The organism is Streptomyces sp. HNM0645 (genome assembly GCF_030056615.1).
Lineage (GTDB): Bacteria > Actinomycetota > Actinomycetes > Streptomycetales > Streptomycetaceae > Streptomyces > Streptomyces marianii.
In genome coordinates this window covers 91736-107111 of the sequence record NZ_JASHLT010000024.1, presented here as the reverse complement: position 1 = coordinate 107111, position 15376 = coordinate 91736, and the positions used below count along the sequence as shown (strand labels likewise).

Here is a 15376-nt window from a genome sequence, read left to right as displayed (position 1 = left end):
GTAGCGCGTCGGTGAACGCGGCGGTCAGGCCGGTGGCGTCAGCGAGATCGGCCAGCAGACGGGACCCGGCATGGCTGACCACACCGTGGCCGTCGGCCGAGACGACGAGCTTGGGGCGCGAGGCGGTAGTGTGCACGCAGAAAGTGCCTTCCTGCTGGGATGACAGAGACCTTCGACAAGCCTCATCTTCCCAGCTCAGAGGGCACTTTCGCGTTTCGGATCAAGATCCGGACACCGCGGCAAGTGAAACAGGCAGGCTAGCGTGACGGTCGTTTCATTCGGAACACAGTTCGACGTCACCAGGAAGTCTCCCGTTTCTCCGTCGTCGACGGCGAGCAAGGAGCCGCTGCACACATCTGAATGACGTGCCAATCCGGGATCGTCGCGGGAGGAACGGTAGAGCGTCAATGGACGAGCGAATAGCCGTGGTGACGGGGGGCTGCCGGCGGAATCGGGTCGGCAACGGCCCGGTACCTGGCGCGTCCGGGGACTGCGGTCGCCCTCGTCCAGATCAAGGCCGAGAACGTCACCGGCCTCGCCGCGGAGACCACCGCCGCGGGAGGCCGTGCGCTGCCCGTCCGGTGCGACGTCACCGTCACGGCACAGGTCAAGGCGACGGCGCCAACTGCCGCCCGGGAGTTCGGCGACCCGCACATCCTGGTCGACAACGCGGGCGTCGTCGGGGACGGCGCCCTGCACCTCATGTCCGAGACCGACTGGGACGCGGTCCGGTCCGTGAACCCGCGCGGGGCTTTCCCGTGCGCCAGAGCCGTGCACGAGCACATGGCCAGGGCCCCCTGGGGACGCGTCCTCAACCTGTCGAGCGTCTTCGTGCTCGGCTCCGTGGGTCGCGTCAACCACGCGACGGCGCAAACGCGGTTGGACCCTTGCGACGAACCGTACGCCCGGAGGGAGTGGCGGCGACGCTCGCCCTCCTCGCCGGGGACGGGGCTTGGTGCATCACGGGTCGGACGTTCCACGCCGACGTCGGGATGCCCCGGGGGCGCCCCCTCGACGTGCGTGGGGTGGGAAAACGACGCACCGGCAAGTGGAACGGCATGCGGTCGGTCGGCCCGAAGCATCCGCCGCGCACGTCTTCAGCGCGGGCCGACGGGTGGGCACCGACCGGCTGCGGCTGCGCGACATGGCGGCAGGGGTGCACCCGGGCGAAGGCACGCCCTACGGCGGGTTCCAGGCATCGGGGCTTGCGACGGAGGCGTCCCTGCAGACCCCGGATCGGCGGGACGGCGTCCAGCAGCGCAGGAGCGGGGGACGTCACGGCGGTTCATGCTTCCGTGGCCGAGGTTGTGGCGAGCCGTACGAGGACGCCGTGAAGAGGACGCGCACGGTTCCCGGCACTCGGTCACAGCAGCGGAAACTCGGACAGTCCACCCGGCGCTTCCGAACAGATCGGGCGCCAACCACACCGATGGGAGAACGACCAACGATGTTCATTCTGGTGCGAAACAGAGTGCGGACGGCCGCGCTCGCGCTCTCGGCCGTCGCGGCCCTCGCCTTCGGCGCAACCGGAGCGGCAGCGGCTCCCGCTCCCGCCCCCGCCCCCGCCCCCGCCAAGCAGGGTCCGACCTCGGTGGCCTACATCGAGGTGAACAGCAACAGCCTGCTCAACGTCGGCAAGTACACGCTCGCCGACGGCGGCGGCAACGCCTTCGACGTCGCCGTGATCTTCGCGGCGAACATCAACTACGACACGAACACGAAAGCGGCGTATCTGCACTTCAACGAGAACGTGCAGCGCGTCCTCGACAACGCAGCCACGGAGATACGGCCGTTGCAGCAGCAGGGCATCAAGGTCGTGCTCTCGGTGCTGGGCAACCACCAGGGCGCGGGGTTCGCCAACTTCACGTCTCAGCAGGCGGCTTCTGCGTTCGCGAAACAGATGTCGGACGCCGTGGCCACATACGGTCTCGACGGCATCGACTTCGACGACGAGTACGCCGAGTACGGCAACAACGGCACGGCCCAGCCCAACGACAGCTCGTTCGTGCACCTGGTGACAGCATTGCGCGCGAACATGCCGGACAAGATCATCAGCCTCTACAACATCGGCCCGGCAGCGTCACGTCTGTCCTACGGCGGCGTCGACATCTCCTCCGAGTTCGACTACGCCTGGAACCCGTACTACGGCACCTGGCGGGTACCCGGCATCGCACTGCCCAAGTCCCAGCTGTCGCCGGCGGCGGTTGAAATCGGCCGCACCGCAGAGAGCACCGTGGCGAACCTCGCCCGCCGCACCGTCAGCGAGGGATACGGCGTCTATCTGACGTACAACCTCGACGGCACCGATCGAAGCGCCGACGTCTCGGCGTTCACCAGGGAGTTGTACGGCAGTGACGCCGTCTACACTCCGTAGGGCGCCCGCACGCCCCGGCATTCGCCGCTCCCCTCGGCGAGCCTGCCTCGCCCCATAGCGCCGCGCCCCGTACGGACCGCGCGGGGACAACGATGTCAGGGCAAGAGCCCCACGTCGTACGTCGAGGACGGGAAGTCCGCCTCCGGCAGCCGACCGCCCCGGCACCACCCCCGACACACCCGACGCCCCCGGCACCACCGGGGGCGTCGCACTGCCCGCGCGCGTCCACCCTCACCTGCACAGGTCTCCGTGCCGTCCCGCACGTCCCGCCGCGCGCTCCTCGCCTCCGCCGTCGTGGCCACCGTCGCCCGCATCCGCCGGCCCGCTCACCAGCGCCGCCGCGTTGACGAAGGCGGGAGCTGAGCGCGCTCCTGATCACGTACGGCTCCGGGCCGTGGACGCGGCACGACGCTCACCACCGGCCGCCAGCGGTCCGGTACCGTACGCGCAAGGCGACGACCTTGCCCGCATCGCCGGCGCGGCGGAGCGCCACCGCCACGGCGTGGCAGGGATCGGCTTCGAAGACGGCTGCTTCCCGCGGCGTCATGGCCCCGCCCTGGCAGGCCAGGGTCCGGAGGCTCTCCGAGTCCGTCGGCGGACAACCAACGCGTCAGGAAACGGGAAACCAGGCCGACAGGCGCTTCGCCATGACCGGTACGCCGACATTGTCCTGCGCGACTTCCTCGACGAACGGGCCGGCGATGGAGACGGGCGGCGGAACGACGCTGGCGCTTACGCCGTTGAACCGCAGGAAGACGCGCATGGCAAGCCAGGCGGTGCGTTTGTTGCCGTCGATCAGCGCGTGATGCGGGCGACGGAGTGCAGCAGTGCCGCCGCCTTCTCGTGCAGCGTGGGACATGCCTCGACCCCGAACACGTTGGCCCGGGGCCGCTCGATCGCCGACACCGGAAGGCCCATGTCACGCACGGTCGGAACGCCTTCAAGGGGCGATCCGTCGGCTCGAACCGCCGCATGGCGGGAAACCGGTCGAGCACCTCACCCGAGCCGCCAAGTCGCAGGTCAAAGCCCCCTTTGCGGCGGGCTCCAGAATCGCCGCGCACTCCGCATGATGAGTCATCGGAAACATGTCATGCCGCGTCGAGGTGCGAGAACGTGCAGGTCAGGGCGTTTCCTTCGGTCCCGCCGGCGGGCTGCCGGGTGCCCGGAGCGTCACGGCCGCTGAGCGGTGAGGCGGACGGCCGGGCGAGAGTACACCAGCTGCCGCGCAGACCATATCAACTATAGGAATTGCGAAATTTTGCAATTCATTACATGCTGTAGGAGCTGTGTCCGCAGGTAGCCGCGGGCACAGCCCATGCGTCGACGAGGAAGCGCGAGGGGTCGTGTCGGTTCCGCCGTGTCAGGCCAAGGCCGAGTTCTTCCGGATGCTCGGCCATCCGCTACGGATCCGGGTGCTGGAGCTGCTGCGGGACGGGCCGATGCCGGTACGGGACCTGCTCGCGGAGATCGAGGTGGAACCGTCGGCGTTGTCACGGCAGCCGACGGCGCCGCGCCGGTCGGGGATCGTGGCATCCGCGCGGGAGGCACCGGCTGTGGTCCATGGGCCGGCGGGCGGGGATGCCGCCGCGGATCTGCCGCGGGCCGCGCGGCGGATCCTGACCGAGATGCTTTCGGGTCAGAACGCGCCGCTAGCGGAGTTGCGGGAAGCCGAGGTCGCGGCGAGGTGAACGCGCTGCTGAACCGGATGTGGAGCCCCGTGCGCTCGCTACTGCCTGCGCGAGAGGACTTCGCCGCGATGAAGCGCGACCCGCGGCGCGATCTGCTCGCCGGTCTCACCGTCGCGATCGTCGCACTGCCGCTGGCCCTCGGCTTCGGTGTCTCCTCGGGTCTGGGCGCGGAGGCGGGCCTGGCGACGGCGGTGGTCGCGGGTGCCCTCGCGGCGCTGTTCGGCGGCTCGAATCTGCAGGTGTCCGGGCCCACCGGGGCGATGACGGTGGTGCTGGTGCCGATCGTCGCCGAGCACGGTCCGGGCGGGGTGCTTGCCGTGGGGCTGCTGGCCGGGCTGATGCTGGTCGCGCTCGCCCTGCTCCGGGCAGGGACGTACATGCGGTACGTACCGGCCCCGGTGGTGGAGGGCTTCACCTTCGGCATCGCCTGCGTGATCTTCCTGCAGCAGGTGCCGAACGCCCTGGGTGTCGGAAAGCCGGAGGGCGAGCGTGTCCTGGTGGTGGCCTGGCACGCCGTCCAGGATTTCATGCGCACGCCGAACTGGACCGCTGTCACACTGGCGGCCGGTGTCGCCGCGGTCATGCTGCTGGGCGCGCGGTGGCGGCCGACCGTTCCCTTCTCGATCCTGGCGGTCATCGCCGCGACGGCCGTCGCCCAGCTCCTCCACCTGGATGAGGCGGCCCCCATCGGTGATCTGCCGTCCGGGCTGCCGGCGCCGTCGCTGGGCTTCCTCGATCTGTCCACGCTGGGTTCGCTGGCCGCCCCGGCCCTGGCGGTTGCTGCGCTGGCCGCTCTGGAGTCCCTGCTGTCCGCCACGGTCGCGGACGGGATGACGGTCGGGCAGCAGCACGATCCGGACAGGGAATTGTTCGGGCAGGGCGTCGCGAACCTGGCCGCGCCGCTGTTCGGCGGTGTTCCGGCGACCGCCGCCATCGCCCGTACCGCGGTGAACGTCCGTACCGGAGCGCACTCGCGGCTCGCCGCCCTGACACACGCCGCCGTCCTCGCTGTGGTCGTCTTCGTGGCCGCTCCGCTGGTGTCGAAGATCCCGCTGGCCGCGCTCGCGGGTGTGCTGCTGGCCACCGCGATCCGCATGGTCGAGGTGGGCGCGCTGCGGGCGATGGCGAAGGCCACCCGCTCCGATGCGCTGGTCCTCGTCCTGACGGCCGTCGCCACCCTCGCGCTGGATCTCGTCTACGCGGTGATCATCGGGCTGGTCGTGGCCGGCGCGCTCGCGCTGCGGGCGGTTGCCGGGCAGGCCCGGATGGAGCAGACGTCCCTCGACTTGGCCGACCACAGCGACGAGGAGCACGCGCTGCTGGCCGAGCACATCGTCGCCTACCGGATCGACGGGCCGCTGTTCTTCGCCGCCGCGCACCGCTTCCTGCTGGAGCTGAGCGAGGTCGCCGACGTCCGCGTGGTGATTCTGCGCATGTCCCGCATCACGACGATGGACGCCACCGGTGCGCTCGTCCTCAAGGACGCGATCGAGAAGCTGAACCGGCGCGGCATCGTCGTGATGAGCTCCGGGATACGGCCCGGCCAGCGGCAGGTCCTCGACTCGGTCGGGGCCTTGGACCTCCTGGGCCGGGAAGGCCGGGAGTACGCCACGACGCCTGAGGCGATCGCCGGGGCCCGCGCTCATCTGCACGGCGTCGGGGTCCTGCCCGCCGTCCCCGCACAGTCCGGCGCCCGCGCCGCCGAGGAGGCGTCCCGATGAGCACGCCCGTCTCCCGCCGCATGGTCGAGATCTCCGGAACCGAGGCCCTGTGGCTGCTCGAAGGTGCCGCCCAGGGACGACTGGTGTACGTCCAGCGCGAGACCGCGATGGTCCGCCCGGCCGTGCACCTGCTCCAGTACGGGCGCCTCGTCGTCCGCACTCCCGCCCAGGCGGCGGCCGTCACCGGCAGAACCGTGCTCACGTACCACGCGGACGAGATACGGGGGGCCGGCGGCACCGGGTGGACGGTGACCGCCGCCGGGCCGGCCGAGGCCATCACAGACCCCGACGAGGCCGCCCACTACCGCCGCACCCTGCCCGGCTGGGTTCACGGCCCGCACGACACCCTCGTACGCATCCACCCCCGGACGGTGACCGGCTTCCGCCTCGCCCACGAGACAGCCTGATGACCGACCAGCACGAGACCCTGCCGTACCGGCATGTGCTGACGCTCCCCGCCATGGGCTCCGCAGTCCGGATCGCGCGGGAGACCACCGAGCAGGTCGTGACCGAGTGGGGCATCCACCGGACCCATCGGATCGTCGGCCCCGCGCTGCTGATCCTGAGCGAACTGGTCACCAACAGCGTGCGGCACGCCTCGGCGCTGTCCCCGAACATCATCGTGATCTACGCGGGCGGCCCGGACACCTTCGCGTTCGCCGTCCACGACCGGCACCCGTATCAGCCCTCTCTGCTGCACGCCCATCTCGCGCGACGCGGGGGACTGGCGACCGTCGTCGAACTCACCCTCGGCCTCGGCGGCACCGCGGTCCTGCGTACGGACGCGGACGAACGGGGCAAGAGCATCTGGATCACCCTCCCCCTGTGAGAACGGGAGGCCGATCATGGCCATCGAGCGGCGATGCACGTCGCACGTCGCACGAGAAGCTCGCCGTACACGACCCTGGCCCGGTTCCTGGGTGCCGACGCCGTGGACCGGTTCACCGGGGCCGTCGGCCGGGCCGTCTCCCGGCGCGCCGTGCCGCTCATCCTCACCTCACCGAACTGCGCCGCTGGTCCGTGGGAAGCCGGCTCGAGGTCACCCAGGCAGCCCGCCGGCGCGCGGCAGAAGGACGGAGTCCGGAGTTCGCCGGGGCCACAGCGCCTCGGTAACAGAGAATGCCGGAACCAACGGTTTCTGGTGGGTTTCACTCACGGATCAAGACCGGCTGCCGCCCACCTTCCATGCTCATCGACTCAGCCTTCCCCGGTGGCTGCCGACAGTCTGCGCGGGTCAGCCGACGGGCGGTTGCCGGGCGTCGAGGGCGGCGTCCAGATCCGGGTAGACGGTCATTGACCCGAGACGGTCGGCCCACCCGTCGGCGACCTCCAGGTGGTCCAGGCCGCACAAGCCCAGAGGGCCCCTGCCGCCTCGCAGTCCGGTAGCCGCCTGCATGACCGCCGTCACCCCCTCGGCGCTCCACCCGAGCAGTCCCGTCAGGTCCAGGACGACGGGCCCTGTGCTCCGGGCGACCACCCAGCCGAATCCGTCCGAGAAGCGACCGACGGCGTTGTTGCCGAGGAACCCGACGACAGCCATGACGGCCACTCCGCGATGCTCCTCGACACTCCAGCTGATACTCACTGACGGCTCCTTCTAGGGTGCGCCCTGCGCTTGCTTCCGCTTGCCCGCCGCGTGGGCGCTGCCGCCGATCCGGCCGCGGTCGATGTCCATGCTCAACAGGCGCTCGTTCCCGCAGCGGGGGCATGAGCCGTCCGGGCCGACGGCCGCCGGCAAGCACTTGAGACGGCACGCGGGGCACTTGAGCAGTGCCCCGCCGCCGCGCAGTCGCGGGATTCGCACCCGAACCTCCGTCTCCCAGTCTTCTTAATTGCTAATCTTAGCAATTCTCGAGGTCATCATCTCGGCGGGATGGCGCGAGGATGGGCCCATGGTGAAGAGTTTGGGATGGATGCGATGCACGCGGCAGGCACGACAACGCCCGTCGGGCGGTGCGGCAATCTGTCCGGGAGCGGGGTCGGGGCGGTGAGCGCGCCGCTGTACCAGCTGAAGGCGGAGTTCTTCAAGACGCTGGGGCATCCGGTCCGGATCCGCGTGCTGGAACTGCTGAGCGAGCGCGAGCACGCGGTCTCCGAGATGCTGCCCGTCGTCGGCGTCGAGCCCGCTCACCTCTCGCAGCAACTGGCTGTCCTGCGCCGGGCAAATCTGGTCGTCACCCGCAGGGAGGGTTCCGCCGTGTACTACTCGCTGGCCAGCCCTCAGGTGGCGGAGCTGCTCAAGGTCGCGCGCACGATCCTGTCCGGCGTGCTGGCGGGCCAGGCCGAGCTGCTCGCCGATCTGCAGGCCGCGGCACCGGAGGGCAGGCCGCCGGCCTAGGGCCTCGTACCGGCGGCCGCCCTTCGCCGTACATGGACAGCGCTCTGCGCGGCGAGGGGCGGCCGCCTTCGATTCGCCGGCGGGCATACGGGCGACACGGAACAGGCAATTTCCCGGGCACCCCCTCGTCCACTACGCCGCCCGGCAGGCCGGCATCCCGAGGCGTACGCCCTTGACCGGCCACCCTTGCCGCCCAGGCCGACGGCCTGGATCCGACGATCACCCGGCTCGGGATCGCGCTCGTGATCCTGGGCTTGGGCGCGAAGGCCGGCGTCCCCTCGTCCTGGGCTGCCGGCCCGCGCCGCCCTCGGCGTCACGACCGGCCCTTTCACCGCCCTGCGGCACGATGCCGCCCAGGTGATCGGAGCTCCTGGTGCCCTGTCACGGCGATCGCTGTCGGTCCCCCTGCGTCTGGTGTGCCTGTGACGCCAGGGCGTCCGCCGGCTCGCTCTCCTGATCACGGCCATGCACCGCCGTGCCGGTCGCGCGCCGGATGGCCCCGGCAGACACCACACGGCATCGGTCGCCTGGCGGCGCGCTTCCGCTACTTCTGGGCGTGCTCGCCGACGTAGAAGAGCAACCAGACGAAACCGGCGAACAGATGGGTCGCGAAGACGTACACGAAGACGCGGAGCATGACACCGCGCTCCTTCCACTGTTCGACGTCCTTCTGGCCTTGCGCGGTCCGAGCCGCGTTCTCGGTCATGTCATCGCTCACGGACTCTGATCTCCCTTGGCTCGCTGCTCTGGAATGTCGGGCCGGACGAGAAGGACCTCGCCGTCGTGGTCAACGGCCGACTCCGCACCGACGTCGCCCTCGTGCTCGGCTGCCGGCCCGGTCACCGTCCGCAGCCCCCTCACCATGTGTCCGCGGTCAGGCCGGGAGGGCGCGGGTCGGCGTCCGCGCCGACGATCACCAGTTCTCCGCCCCTGATCGTTGTCCCCACCTCCGCCACCGCGGTGTGCGTGGTGCCGCGGCACTTTCGTGACCAGCTCACCGACCACCGGCAGCACCGCGTCGGCGGACGCGGACTTCGGCGCGACCCTCACCTCGGGCGGGCAGCTCCGCCACCGCCCACGTCGCCTCCCGCACCGCCCCGGTGCCACCTCGACGGACGCCACGTTCCGCTGGATCAGGGGCCGGGTGTGCGCAATGCCGGGGGCGGGCTGCCGCTGCCCCGCGGCCGGAACCGACCGACACCCGTCACGGCACCGACTCCACCGCGCGCAGTTCGGCCAGCAGCTCCTGTTGCCCGGCGAGCAGAACGGACAGGATGCGCCGAGCGGTGGCAAGCAGCTGCGCGACGTCCCCGCCGGCCAGCTCGTACACCACGGTGGGACTTTCCCGGGTCGCGGTCACGATCCCCGACCGGCGCAGCACGGCCAGCTGCTGAGACAGATTCGACGGCTCGATCTCGATCGCCGCGAGGAGGTCCCGTACCGGCATCGGCCCGTCCTGCAGCAGCTCCAGGACCCGGATGCGTACCGGATGACCGAGCATCCGGAAGAACTCGGCCTTGGCCTGATAGAGCGGAACCGGCTTGGCATTCACTGCTGGCTCCCCTCGTCTTCCGTGCCGATGTCGTATCTGCGCGCCAGCCGCAGTGCGTCATCCAGCTCGTCCGCGGCAAGAGCGACTTCGTACGCGTCATCAGCCTCGTGGGCGGCCTCCAGCCTGGCCCGCGCCTCCCGCACCCGCTCCAGCACCGCCTCCACGAACCCGCCCATAGCCACCCTCCCTGTCGCGGCATCGATCTTGACCACCTCGACAACTAGCCAATTGAAGAACTCTTCAATTGTAGCCGTGAGGAGTGCCGATGCATGCGCCCCGCGGCACCAGCGGCCCGAGGCGTCGCCCCGGGCCGCTCCACAGAGTCGGCCGGCGGGGAGAGTTCGGCACCGGTGCCGGACGCGCGCCCGTGCCGCCCTGAGGAACTCGGCGTACCCCATCGGCCAGGGACGGCAGCAGCGCCCGGCGCGCGACCGGTGACGGGGGAACCGCTCATGTCGGCCGGCGCGGCGACCTCGCTCCTGCGCAGACCGGCCTGCACCGGGGTGATCTTCGCTCGCCGCGAGGTGAGGACCTCGCGGGCCTCCTCACGGTTGTCCATGTTCCGTTCCCGTCCGCGAGGAGAACGGCAGTGTCTGCCTGAAGCGGCGGTGAGCGCTGCGCACCGCGGGGAGATCGACGAGCAGGATCACCGGCAGCGCAGGACCATACTGCCATGAGCGGGAAGCCGATCAGTCGCCGCCGGGCGCTGGCTCTGCTCGGGTTGGGTACGGCCGGCGTGGCGGGCTGGGCGACGGGCCCGGGCGCCCGGCCGTGGCCGACCGCCCGGGGTAAGGAGCTGGCCGAGCCTCAGGTGCTGGCCAGCCGCGACGGGCTGCTGGACGTACGGCTTGTCGCCGCCCCGGGTGTACGACTGGCGGGGCGGGACACCACGGGGTGGGGGTACAACGGCACCTCGCCGGGACCGACGTTGCGGGTGCAGCCCGGGGACCTGCTGCGCGTGCGGCTGGTCAACCACATCGGCCAGCCGACCAACCTGCACACCCACGGCCTGCACGTATCCCCTTCGGGCAACGGCGACAACCCGTTCATCACCATCGAGCCCGGCGACGGCTACGACTACGTCATAAGGATTCCGACCGGGCATCCGGCGGGCACGTTCTGGTACCACCCGCACCACCACGGCACCGTCGCGGATCAAGTCTTCGCCGGACTGGTCGGGGCGCTGCTGGTCGAGGGTGCGGGAGGGGTGGCGGACCTGCCGATCAGCGACGACCGGCTGCTGCTGGTCACCGACACCACCTTGGACGGGGCCGGCCGGGTCGCCTCACCGACCATGATGGCCAGGATGATGGGCCGCGAGGGTGAACTGGTGTTGGTCAACGGACAGCACCAGCCCGTCATCACAGCCGCGACCGGGTCGGTGCAGCGATGGCGGGTCATCAACGGTTGCGTCTCCCGAGTCCTGGCGCTACGGCTGGAAGCCCACCGGCTCACCCAGGTCGCCCAGGACGGCGTGTTCCTGCCCGCACCGGTCGACCGGGACCTCGTGGTGCTGGCCCCCGGCAACCGCACCGACCTGCTCGTCCGCCCGACCCGCAGCGGCCGGTACGAGCTGGTCAGCGCCCCTTACGACCGCGGCGGGCTCGGCATGATGAACGGTCGCCCGTCCGCCAGTGGTCCCATCACCCTGGCCTCATTGGTCACTGCCGGCCCGGCCACGACACCGCCCTCGGTGCCCGCGACGCTGCCGGCCCCGGCCGTCCCGCAGGGCCCGGTGACCGGGCAACGCCGACTCACCTTCGCCATGAGCATGGCTCGGACGGGTATGGGTGGGATGGGTTTCACCATCGATGGGCGCACCTACGACCCTGATCGTGACGATCAGGGCGTCACCCTCGGGGCGGTCGAGGAGTGGACCGTGGTCAACACCAGCCCCATGGAGCACCCGTTCCACCTGCACGCCTGGCCCTTCCACGTGCTGGCGGGCAGCGCGGGTACGCCGCCGACCGGCGTACTGCAGGACGTCGTACTCGTCCCGGCGCAGGGGTGGGTGCGCCTGCGGATCTCGTTCAGCGACTTCCCCGGGCGCACCGTGTTCCACTGCCACATCCTCGACCACGAGGATCTGGGCATGATGGCCACCGTGAACGTACGCGGCTAGTACTCCAGCAGGATTTTGACGTCTTCCCTGTTCAGGGGAGGTTTGGGTGGAGTGTGGCCGCGTCGTTTGTAGTGGCTGGTGCGGGCTTGGTGTTGTCTGTGGCGGCGCCAGTTGGACCAGTGCAGGACGTGATCGATGCTGGGGCGGGGTCGGGTAAGGCGGCTCAGCAGGCGTCGGAGTTCGGGGAGGCTGCCCGGCGCAGGACGTGGGCCGCTTCGATGCCGAGATCGGCGAGCAGCGCCAGCGCGGTCGGTTCAGACCGTGCGACCGGCCCGGGGTCAGGAGGGCCGGGCCGTGCTGGCGCGCTCCACCAGTTGGGTCGACAGCTCCACGCGCGGCAGGTCGACCTCCTCGCCGTCCAAGAGCCGGATCAGGGTGCGCGCCGCCATGGCGGCCATCTCGTGCAGGGGCTGGCGGACCGTGGTGAGAGGCGGGCCGCTCCAGCGGGTGACGGGGAGGTCGAACCCGACGACGCTGACGTCCCGCGGGACGGACAGGCCGCGCTCGCGCGGAGCCGCGTAGGCACCGAACGCCTGGAGGTCGCTCGCCGCGAACAGGGCCGTGGGGGCGGGCACTCCGGCCCGCTCGGTGGCGTCGAGCAGCGCGTGGTCTCGGCCCGCCCCGAAGCCGTTCTTCGGCATCCACAGGGGCTTGCCGGAGGCCGAGTAATTGAGGTCGGTGCCCCTCTCCGCGCACGGTGACGAACTCGTAGTCGTCGCGCAGGACCGGGGCACGCCGGGGACGAGGTGTTCATGCGTTCCTCGTCCGTGTCAGCGATAACCGAAACCGAAGGAGCGGACGTACACCCGCCGGCCGATCGGTTCGCCGGTCGTCAGCAGCCGCAGCATCTCCTCGTCGTCCGCGTGGGTGCGCGTCATCGGCCTTGCTCGCCGCCCGTCCAGTGCCCGGAGCGGGTTGAAGGGCATGAGCGGGCGCGAGCCGTGTTGACGAGTCAGCCTCGGGCAAGCGTCGACAGGATCTCCTTCCAGCCGAGTTCGCCGCCGGCGGCCTCCATGACCAACCAGGGATTCCAGAAGTCTCGGTAGAGCGCGATCCGGCCCTGCTCGAAGCGCACCACCGACAGGTAAGTCTGGTGGTACTGGCCCCCCGTGGCCAGCAGAGTGCACTCGCCGGTGAAACCGGCGACGACCAGGCCGTCGCCGGCGGCGTAGAACTCGGGTTCGGAGAACTCGACCTTCAGCTCCTCACGAAACATCGTCATCTGAGCGAGCAGCGCTTCGTGGCCCTGCATCCGGGAAGGGAGGCCCCAGGCCGGATACGGGAATTCGAGGACACCGTCCTCGGCGAAGAGGTCGATCCATTCCTCAATCCTCTTCTCCGACAGCAGGCGCAGACTGTGCGAGAACAGGTCCTTGAGTTCCTGAGGTGTGGACATACCGATGTTCCTCCGGCTGTGATGTCGGGTCGTGCGGCCGGCGTTCAGTTGGCGGGGGTGACGATGCCGTTGAGAATCCGGTCCAGGGCCCGGTCGGGCAGCAGCCTGGCCAGGACACGGCTTCCGATCGCGTCCCGGCCGACGCCGTAGCGGCTCCGGGGTCGCTTGGTGACCAGTGCGCGGAAGACCACTCGGGCGACGTCGTCTGGCGTCGTGTGGCTGGTTCGGGCCGAGGTCTCGTTGGTTTCCATGAACTGCAGGAACGCGCGGCGGTAGAGACCCTGAACCGGCTCCGGGGCGCTCTCCAGCGCCCGGTAGCCGTCCACGGACATCTTTCTCCAGAGTGGGGTAAGGACGGCACCTGGTTGGACCACCACGACGGGGATCAGCTGTGGGGCCAGCTCCCGGCGCAGCGCGTCACTCAGTGCCTCCTTGGCGAACTGGGCGGCGGCGTAGGCGCCGAGGTAGGGGACGGCGATGTTCCCCAGGCCCGAGGTCATGTTGACGATCCGTCCGGCACCGGCCCGCAGCAGCGGCAGGAACCCTTGGATCACCAGCAGTTGGCCAGTCACATTGGTGTCCAGCTGACGACGCATCTGCTCCATCGGTACGCACTCCAGCGGGGCCGTGACCGCGATGCCCGCATTGTTCACAAGCCCCCACAGTCCGGCGCCCCCGAGCAGGTTCGTGACCTCGTAAACGGCTGCCTGTACCGACTTCTCGTCCGTCACGTCGACGACCACCGGGGTCAGCGGCCCCGTGGCGGCAACCCGCAGACGCTCCCCGTCCTCGGGACGACGTACCCCGGCGATGGCGTGGAAGCCGACCCGCGACAGGTGGAGCGCGCAGGCTTCCCCCAAGCCGGATGAGGCTCCGGTGATCAGCACGGCCCGGCCCGCGGGGGGCGTCGGACCCGACGACTTCAACACGTATCTCACTCCAGTTCGGGACCTGGGGGGGCGGGCGGCGCCACATCCAGCGGTTCGCCGACGAGACGCCTCGGTCCGTTCCGGCGTGACCAAGTCCTTGCACAAGTACCCGACATATCACCCTGCGTCATGCCTTGTCGCCCAACCGTAGGGGATGCTGGCGGGCAGTCACTTGATGTGTTCTCTGCGGACTGCGGGCTGCGGCACTTTCGGCAACGCTCGCGAAAGCAGCGCGCAGGAGGCGGAGCATAGCGCCGACGCGTCGCCTTCGCCCTGTTGGCGACGGGTTACACACCCCCCGATCGAGTCAGTATTTGCCGGACATACACACGATGTAGGTGACGCTCCCGCCGAATGGGTGAAGGGTGGGCTCATTGGCTTGCGACCCCACAACAGGCCCGTGATGATCAACGCGACATTCCCCCCCACACCAAAGGGACGCAACATGACCATTGCGGCGCAGGACGTCATCACCGCCAAACTCGAACTCACATTCGATACAATGGACGCCAACCACGACGGCTACCTGGACTGGTCGGACTACCAGCAGCTCGCCGACCGCTACATCCAGGCGTACAAGCTGAGCAAGGACGACCGCCGGGCCAGGGCGCTTCACGCCTTCTTCCAGACGTACTGGCTGGAGCTGCTGCGCCACGCGGGGGTCCAGCAGGACCGGCTCTCGAAGGGCGAGTTCGTCACGGCCAACCGCCTCGCGAGCGTCGACACCAGCCGTCTCAACCTGGCCGACGGTGCCGGGCATGTCGTCTTCGACGTCATCGACACCGACCAGGACAACGAGATCAGCAAGGACGAGTTCGCCCGCTTCCTGAGGGACGTGTGGAAGACCGACGCGCCGATGGACACGTTCACCCGGCTCGACACCGACGGGGACGGTGCGATCTCGCGCATGGAGTTCGTCCGCGCGGTGCGTGAGCACTTCCTCTCGGACAACCCGGACGCTCCGGGCAGCCTGTTCTTCGGGCATGTCTGAGTGAACACGGGTGAGCCGGCCCGCAACCGTACTCGTTGCGAGGGCCGGCTCACCTGACGAGCGTGGCCACGGCGGTGTCCTCGGTCCGTCACAGCGGTCCGAAGTGAGTCCACCCGCGGGCCTCAGCCATCGGGGAAGGCCCCCTGCGGTGGTGTCGGCGTGGCCCGAGGACCCGGGCTGGAGTCGGGGTCACCTCGCACCTGCATGGCCACGATCGGTTCGGCACGGCCCGAAGGTCCGTTACGGCTTCCGGCGACCGTACGCA

Annotated in this window: 14 protein-coding genes and 4 pseudogenes; 9 read left to right on the top strand and 9 right to left on the bottom strand. The window is 70.0% G+C overall.

Annotated elements, in window-relative coordinates; genetic code table 11:
• Positions 1-447: 447 nt before the first annotated feature.
• Positions 448-873, top strand: a pseudogene (locus tag QMZ92_RS36420) (SDR family NAD(P)-dependent oxidoreductase); the annotation flags it as partial.
• Positions 874-1447: 574 nt separating this feature from the next.
• Positions 1448-2374 (top strand): endo-beta-N-acetylglucosaminidase H, encoded by a 927-nt coding sequence (locus tag QMZ92_RS19125; protein ID WP_283298576.1) that lies wholly within the window; start codon positions 1448-1450, stop codon positions 2372-2374.
• Between the two features lie 610 nt (positions 2375-2984).
• On the opposite strand, the pseudogene QMZ92_RS19120 reads toward QMZ92_RS19125, so the two are convergent.
• A pseudogene (locus QMZ92_RS19120) lies at positions 2985-3304 on the bottom strand (type II toxin-antitoxin system death-on-curing family toxin); the annotation flags it as partial.
• Positions 3305-3717: 413 nt separating this feature from the next.
• Here QMZ92_RS19120 and QMZ92_RS19115 point away from each other — a divergent pair.
• From QMZ92_RS19115 to QMZ92_RS19100, 4 genes are read left to right on the top strand one after another with little or no spacing between them, the layout of a single operon-like run.
• Positions 3718-4062: an ArsR family transcriptional regulator gene (locus QMZ92_RS19115; RefSeq protein ID WP_283298575.1), complete on the top strand. Its 345-nt coding sequence runs from the start codon at positions 3718-3720 to the stop codon at positions 4060-4062.
• 17 nt (positions 4063-4079) lie between these two features.
• Positions 4080-5783 (top strand): SulP family inorganic anion transporter, encoded by a 1704-nt coding sequence (locus tag QMZ92_RS19110; RefSeq protein WP_283298583.1) that lies wholly within the window; start codon positions 4080-4082, stop codon positions 5781-5783.
• Complete coding sequence (locus QMZ92_RS19105; protein ID WP_283298574.1) at positions 5780-6190, top strand: pyridoxamine 5'-phosphate oxidase family protein; 411 nt, start codon at positions 5780-5782, stop codon at positions 6188-6190. Before QMZ92_RS19110 ends, QMZ92_RS19105 begins: the two co-directional genes overlap by 4 nt.
• Positions 6190-6612 carry an ATP-binding protein gene (locus QMZ92_RS19100; protein ID WP_283298572.1) on the top strand — a complete coding sequence of 141 codons (423 nt, stop codon included), beginning with the start codon at positions 6190-6192 and terminating at the stop codon, positions 6610-6612. The genes QMZ92_RS19105 and QMZ92_RS19100 overlap by 1 nt, the downstream gene beginning before the upstream one ends.
• A gap of 405 nt (positions 6613-7017) precedes the next feature.
• Here QMZ92_RS19100 and QMZ92_RS19095 read toward each other — a convergent pair whose 3' ends face one another.
• A complete protein-coding gene (locus QMZ92_RS19095) occupies positions 7018-7368 on the bottom strand; it encodes an anti-sigma factor antagonist (protein WP_283298571.1) in 351 nt (116 codons plus the stop codon).
• A 402-nt stretch (positions 7369-7770) separates the two neighbouring features.
• Here QMZ92_RS19095 and QMZ92_RS19090 point away from each other — a divergent pair, with 402 nt between their 5' ends.
• Positions 7771-8121, top strand: coding sequence for an ArsR/SmtB family transcription factor (locus QMZ92_RS19090; protein ID WP_283298582.1), 351 nt, complete (start codon positions 7771-7773; stop codon positions 8119-8121).
• A 544-nt stretch (positions 8122-8665) separates the two neighbouring features.
• On the opposite strand, the gene QMZ92_RS19085 is transcribed toward QMZ92_RS19090, so the two are convergent.
• The 4 genes and pseudogenes from QMZ92_RS19085 to QMZ92_RS19070 all read right to left on the bottom strand — a co-directional run.
• Entirely contained in the window at positions 8666-8827 is a 162-nt protein-coding gene (locus QMZ92_RS19085) for a DUF6126 family protein (protein WP_283298581.1), read from the bottom strand.
• A gap of 498 nt (positions 8828-9325) precedes the next feature.
• The gene (locus QMZ92_RS19080; protein ID WP_283298570.1) at positions 9326-9673 is read right to left on the bottom strand and encodes an ArsR/SmtB family transcription factor; all 348 of its coding nucleotides are present in this window, start codon (positions 9671-9673) and stop codon (positions 9326-9328) included.
• Positions 9670-9849, bottom strand: coding sequence for a hypothetical protein (locus QMZ92_RS19075; RefSeq protein ID WP_283298569.1), 180 nt, complete (start codon positions 9847-9849; stop codon positions 9670-9672). Before QMZ92_RS19075 ends, QMZ92_RS19080 begins: the two co-directional genes overlap by 4 nt.
• Before the next feature lie 272 nt (positions 9850-10121).
• Positions 10122-10232, bottom strand: a pseudogene (locus QMZ92_RS19070) (transcriptional regulator); the annotation flags it as partial.
• 114 nt (positions 10233-10346) lie between these two features.
• On the opposite strand from QMZ92_RS19070, the gene QMZ92_RS19065 reads away from it, so the two are divergent.
• A complete protein-coding gene (locus tag QMZ92_RS19065; protein ID WP_283298568.1) occupies positions 10347-11795 on the top strand; it encodes a multicopper oxidase family protein in 1449 nt (482 codons plus the stop codon).
• Positions 11796-12073: 278 nt separating this feature from the next.
• Here the strand turns inward: QMZ92_RS19065 and QMZ92_RS19060 are convergent.
• From QMZ92_RS19060 to QMZ92_RS19050, 3 genes and pseudogenes are all read right to left on the bottom strand, one after another.
• Positions 12074-12397, bottom strand: a pseudogene (locus QMZ92_RS19060) (substrate-binding domain-containing protein); the annotation flags it as partial.
• 350 nt (positions 12398-12747) lie between these two features.
• On the bottom strand, positions 12748-13191 hold the full coding sequence (locus QMZ92_RS19055) for a nuclear transport factor 2 family protein (RefSeq protein WP_283298567.1): 444 nt from the start codon (positions 13189-13191) through the stop codon (positions 12748-12750).
• A gap of 44 nt (positions 13192-13235) precedes the next feature.
• Entirely contained in the window at positions 13236-14051 is an 816-nt protein-coding gene (locus QMZ92_RS19050; protein ID WP_502962089.1) for an SDR family NAD(P)-dependent oxidoreductase, read from the bottom strand.
• A gap of 514 nt (positions 14052-14565) precedes the next feature.
• Between QMZ92_RS19050 and QMZ92_RS19045 the strand changes: the two genes are divergently transcribed.
• Positions 14566-15111 (top strand): EF-hand domain-containing protein, encoded by a 546-nt coding sequence (locus QMZ92_RS19045; protein WP_283298565.1) that lies wholly within the window; start codon positions 14566-14568, stop codon positions 15109-15111.
• Positions 15112-15376: the final 265 nt, after the last annotated feature.

What these genes read in the sequence shown, in the direction of transcription:
- QMZ92_RS19055 (WP_283298567.1), bottom strand. Translation starts at nt 13,191, where the DNA reads ATGTCCACACCTCAGGAACTCAAGGACCTGTTCTCGCACAGTCTGCGC.
- QMZ92_RS19075 (WP_283298569.1), bottom strand. Translation starts at nt 9,849, where the DNA reads ATGGGCGGGTTCGTGGAGGCGGTGCTGGAGCGGGTGCGGGAGGCGCGG.
- QMZ92_RS19085 (WP_283298581.1), bottom strand. Translation starts at nt 8,827, where the DNA reads ATGACCGAGAACGCGGCTCGGACCGCGCAAGGCCAGAAGGACGTCGAA.
- QMZ92_RS19045 (WP_283298565.1), top strand. Translation starts at nt 14,566, where the DNA reads ATGACCATTGCGGCGCAGGACGTCATCACCGCCAAACTCGAACTCACA.
- QMZ92_RS19105 (WP_283298574.1), top strand. Translation starts at nt 5,780, where the DNA reads ATGAGCACGCCCGTCTCCCGCCGCATGGTCGAGATCTCCGGAACCGAG.
- QMZ92_RS19065 (WP_283298568.1), top strand. Translation starts at nt 10,347, where the DNA reads ATGAGCGGGAAGCCGATCAGTCGCCGCCGGGCGCTGGCTCTGCTCGGG.
- QMZ92_RS19125 (WP_283298576.1), top strand. Translation starts at nt 1,448, where the DNA reads ATGTTCATTCTGGTGCGAAACAGAGTGCGGACGGCCGCGCTCGCGCTC.
- QMZ92_RS19110 (WP_283298583.1), top strand. Translation starts at nt 4,080, where the DNA reads ATGTGGAGCCCCGTGCGCTCGCTACTGCCTGCGCGAGAGGACTTCGCC.
- QMZ92_RS19100 (WP_283298572.1), top strand. Translation starts at nt 6,190, where the DNA reads ATGACCGACCAGCACGAGACCCTGCCGTACCGGCATGTGCTGACGCTC.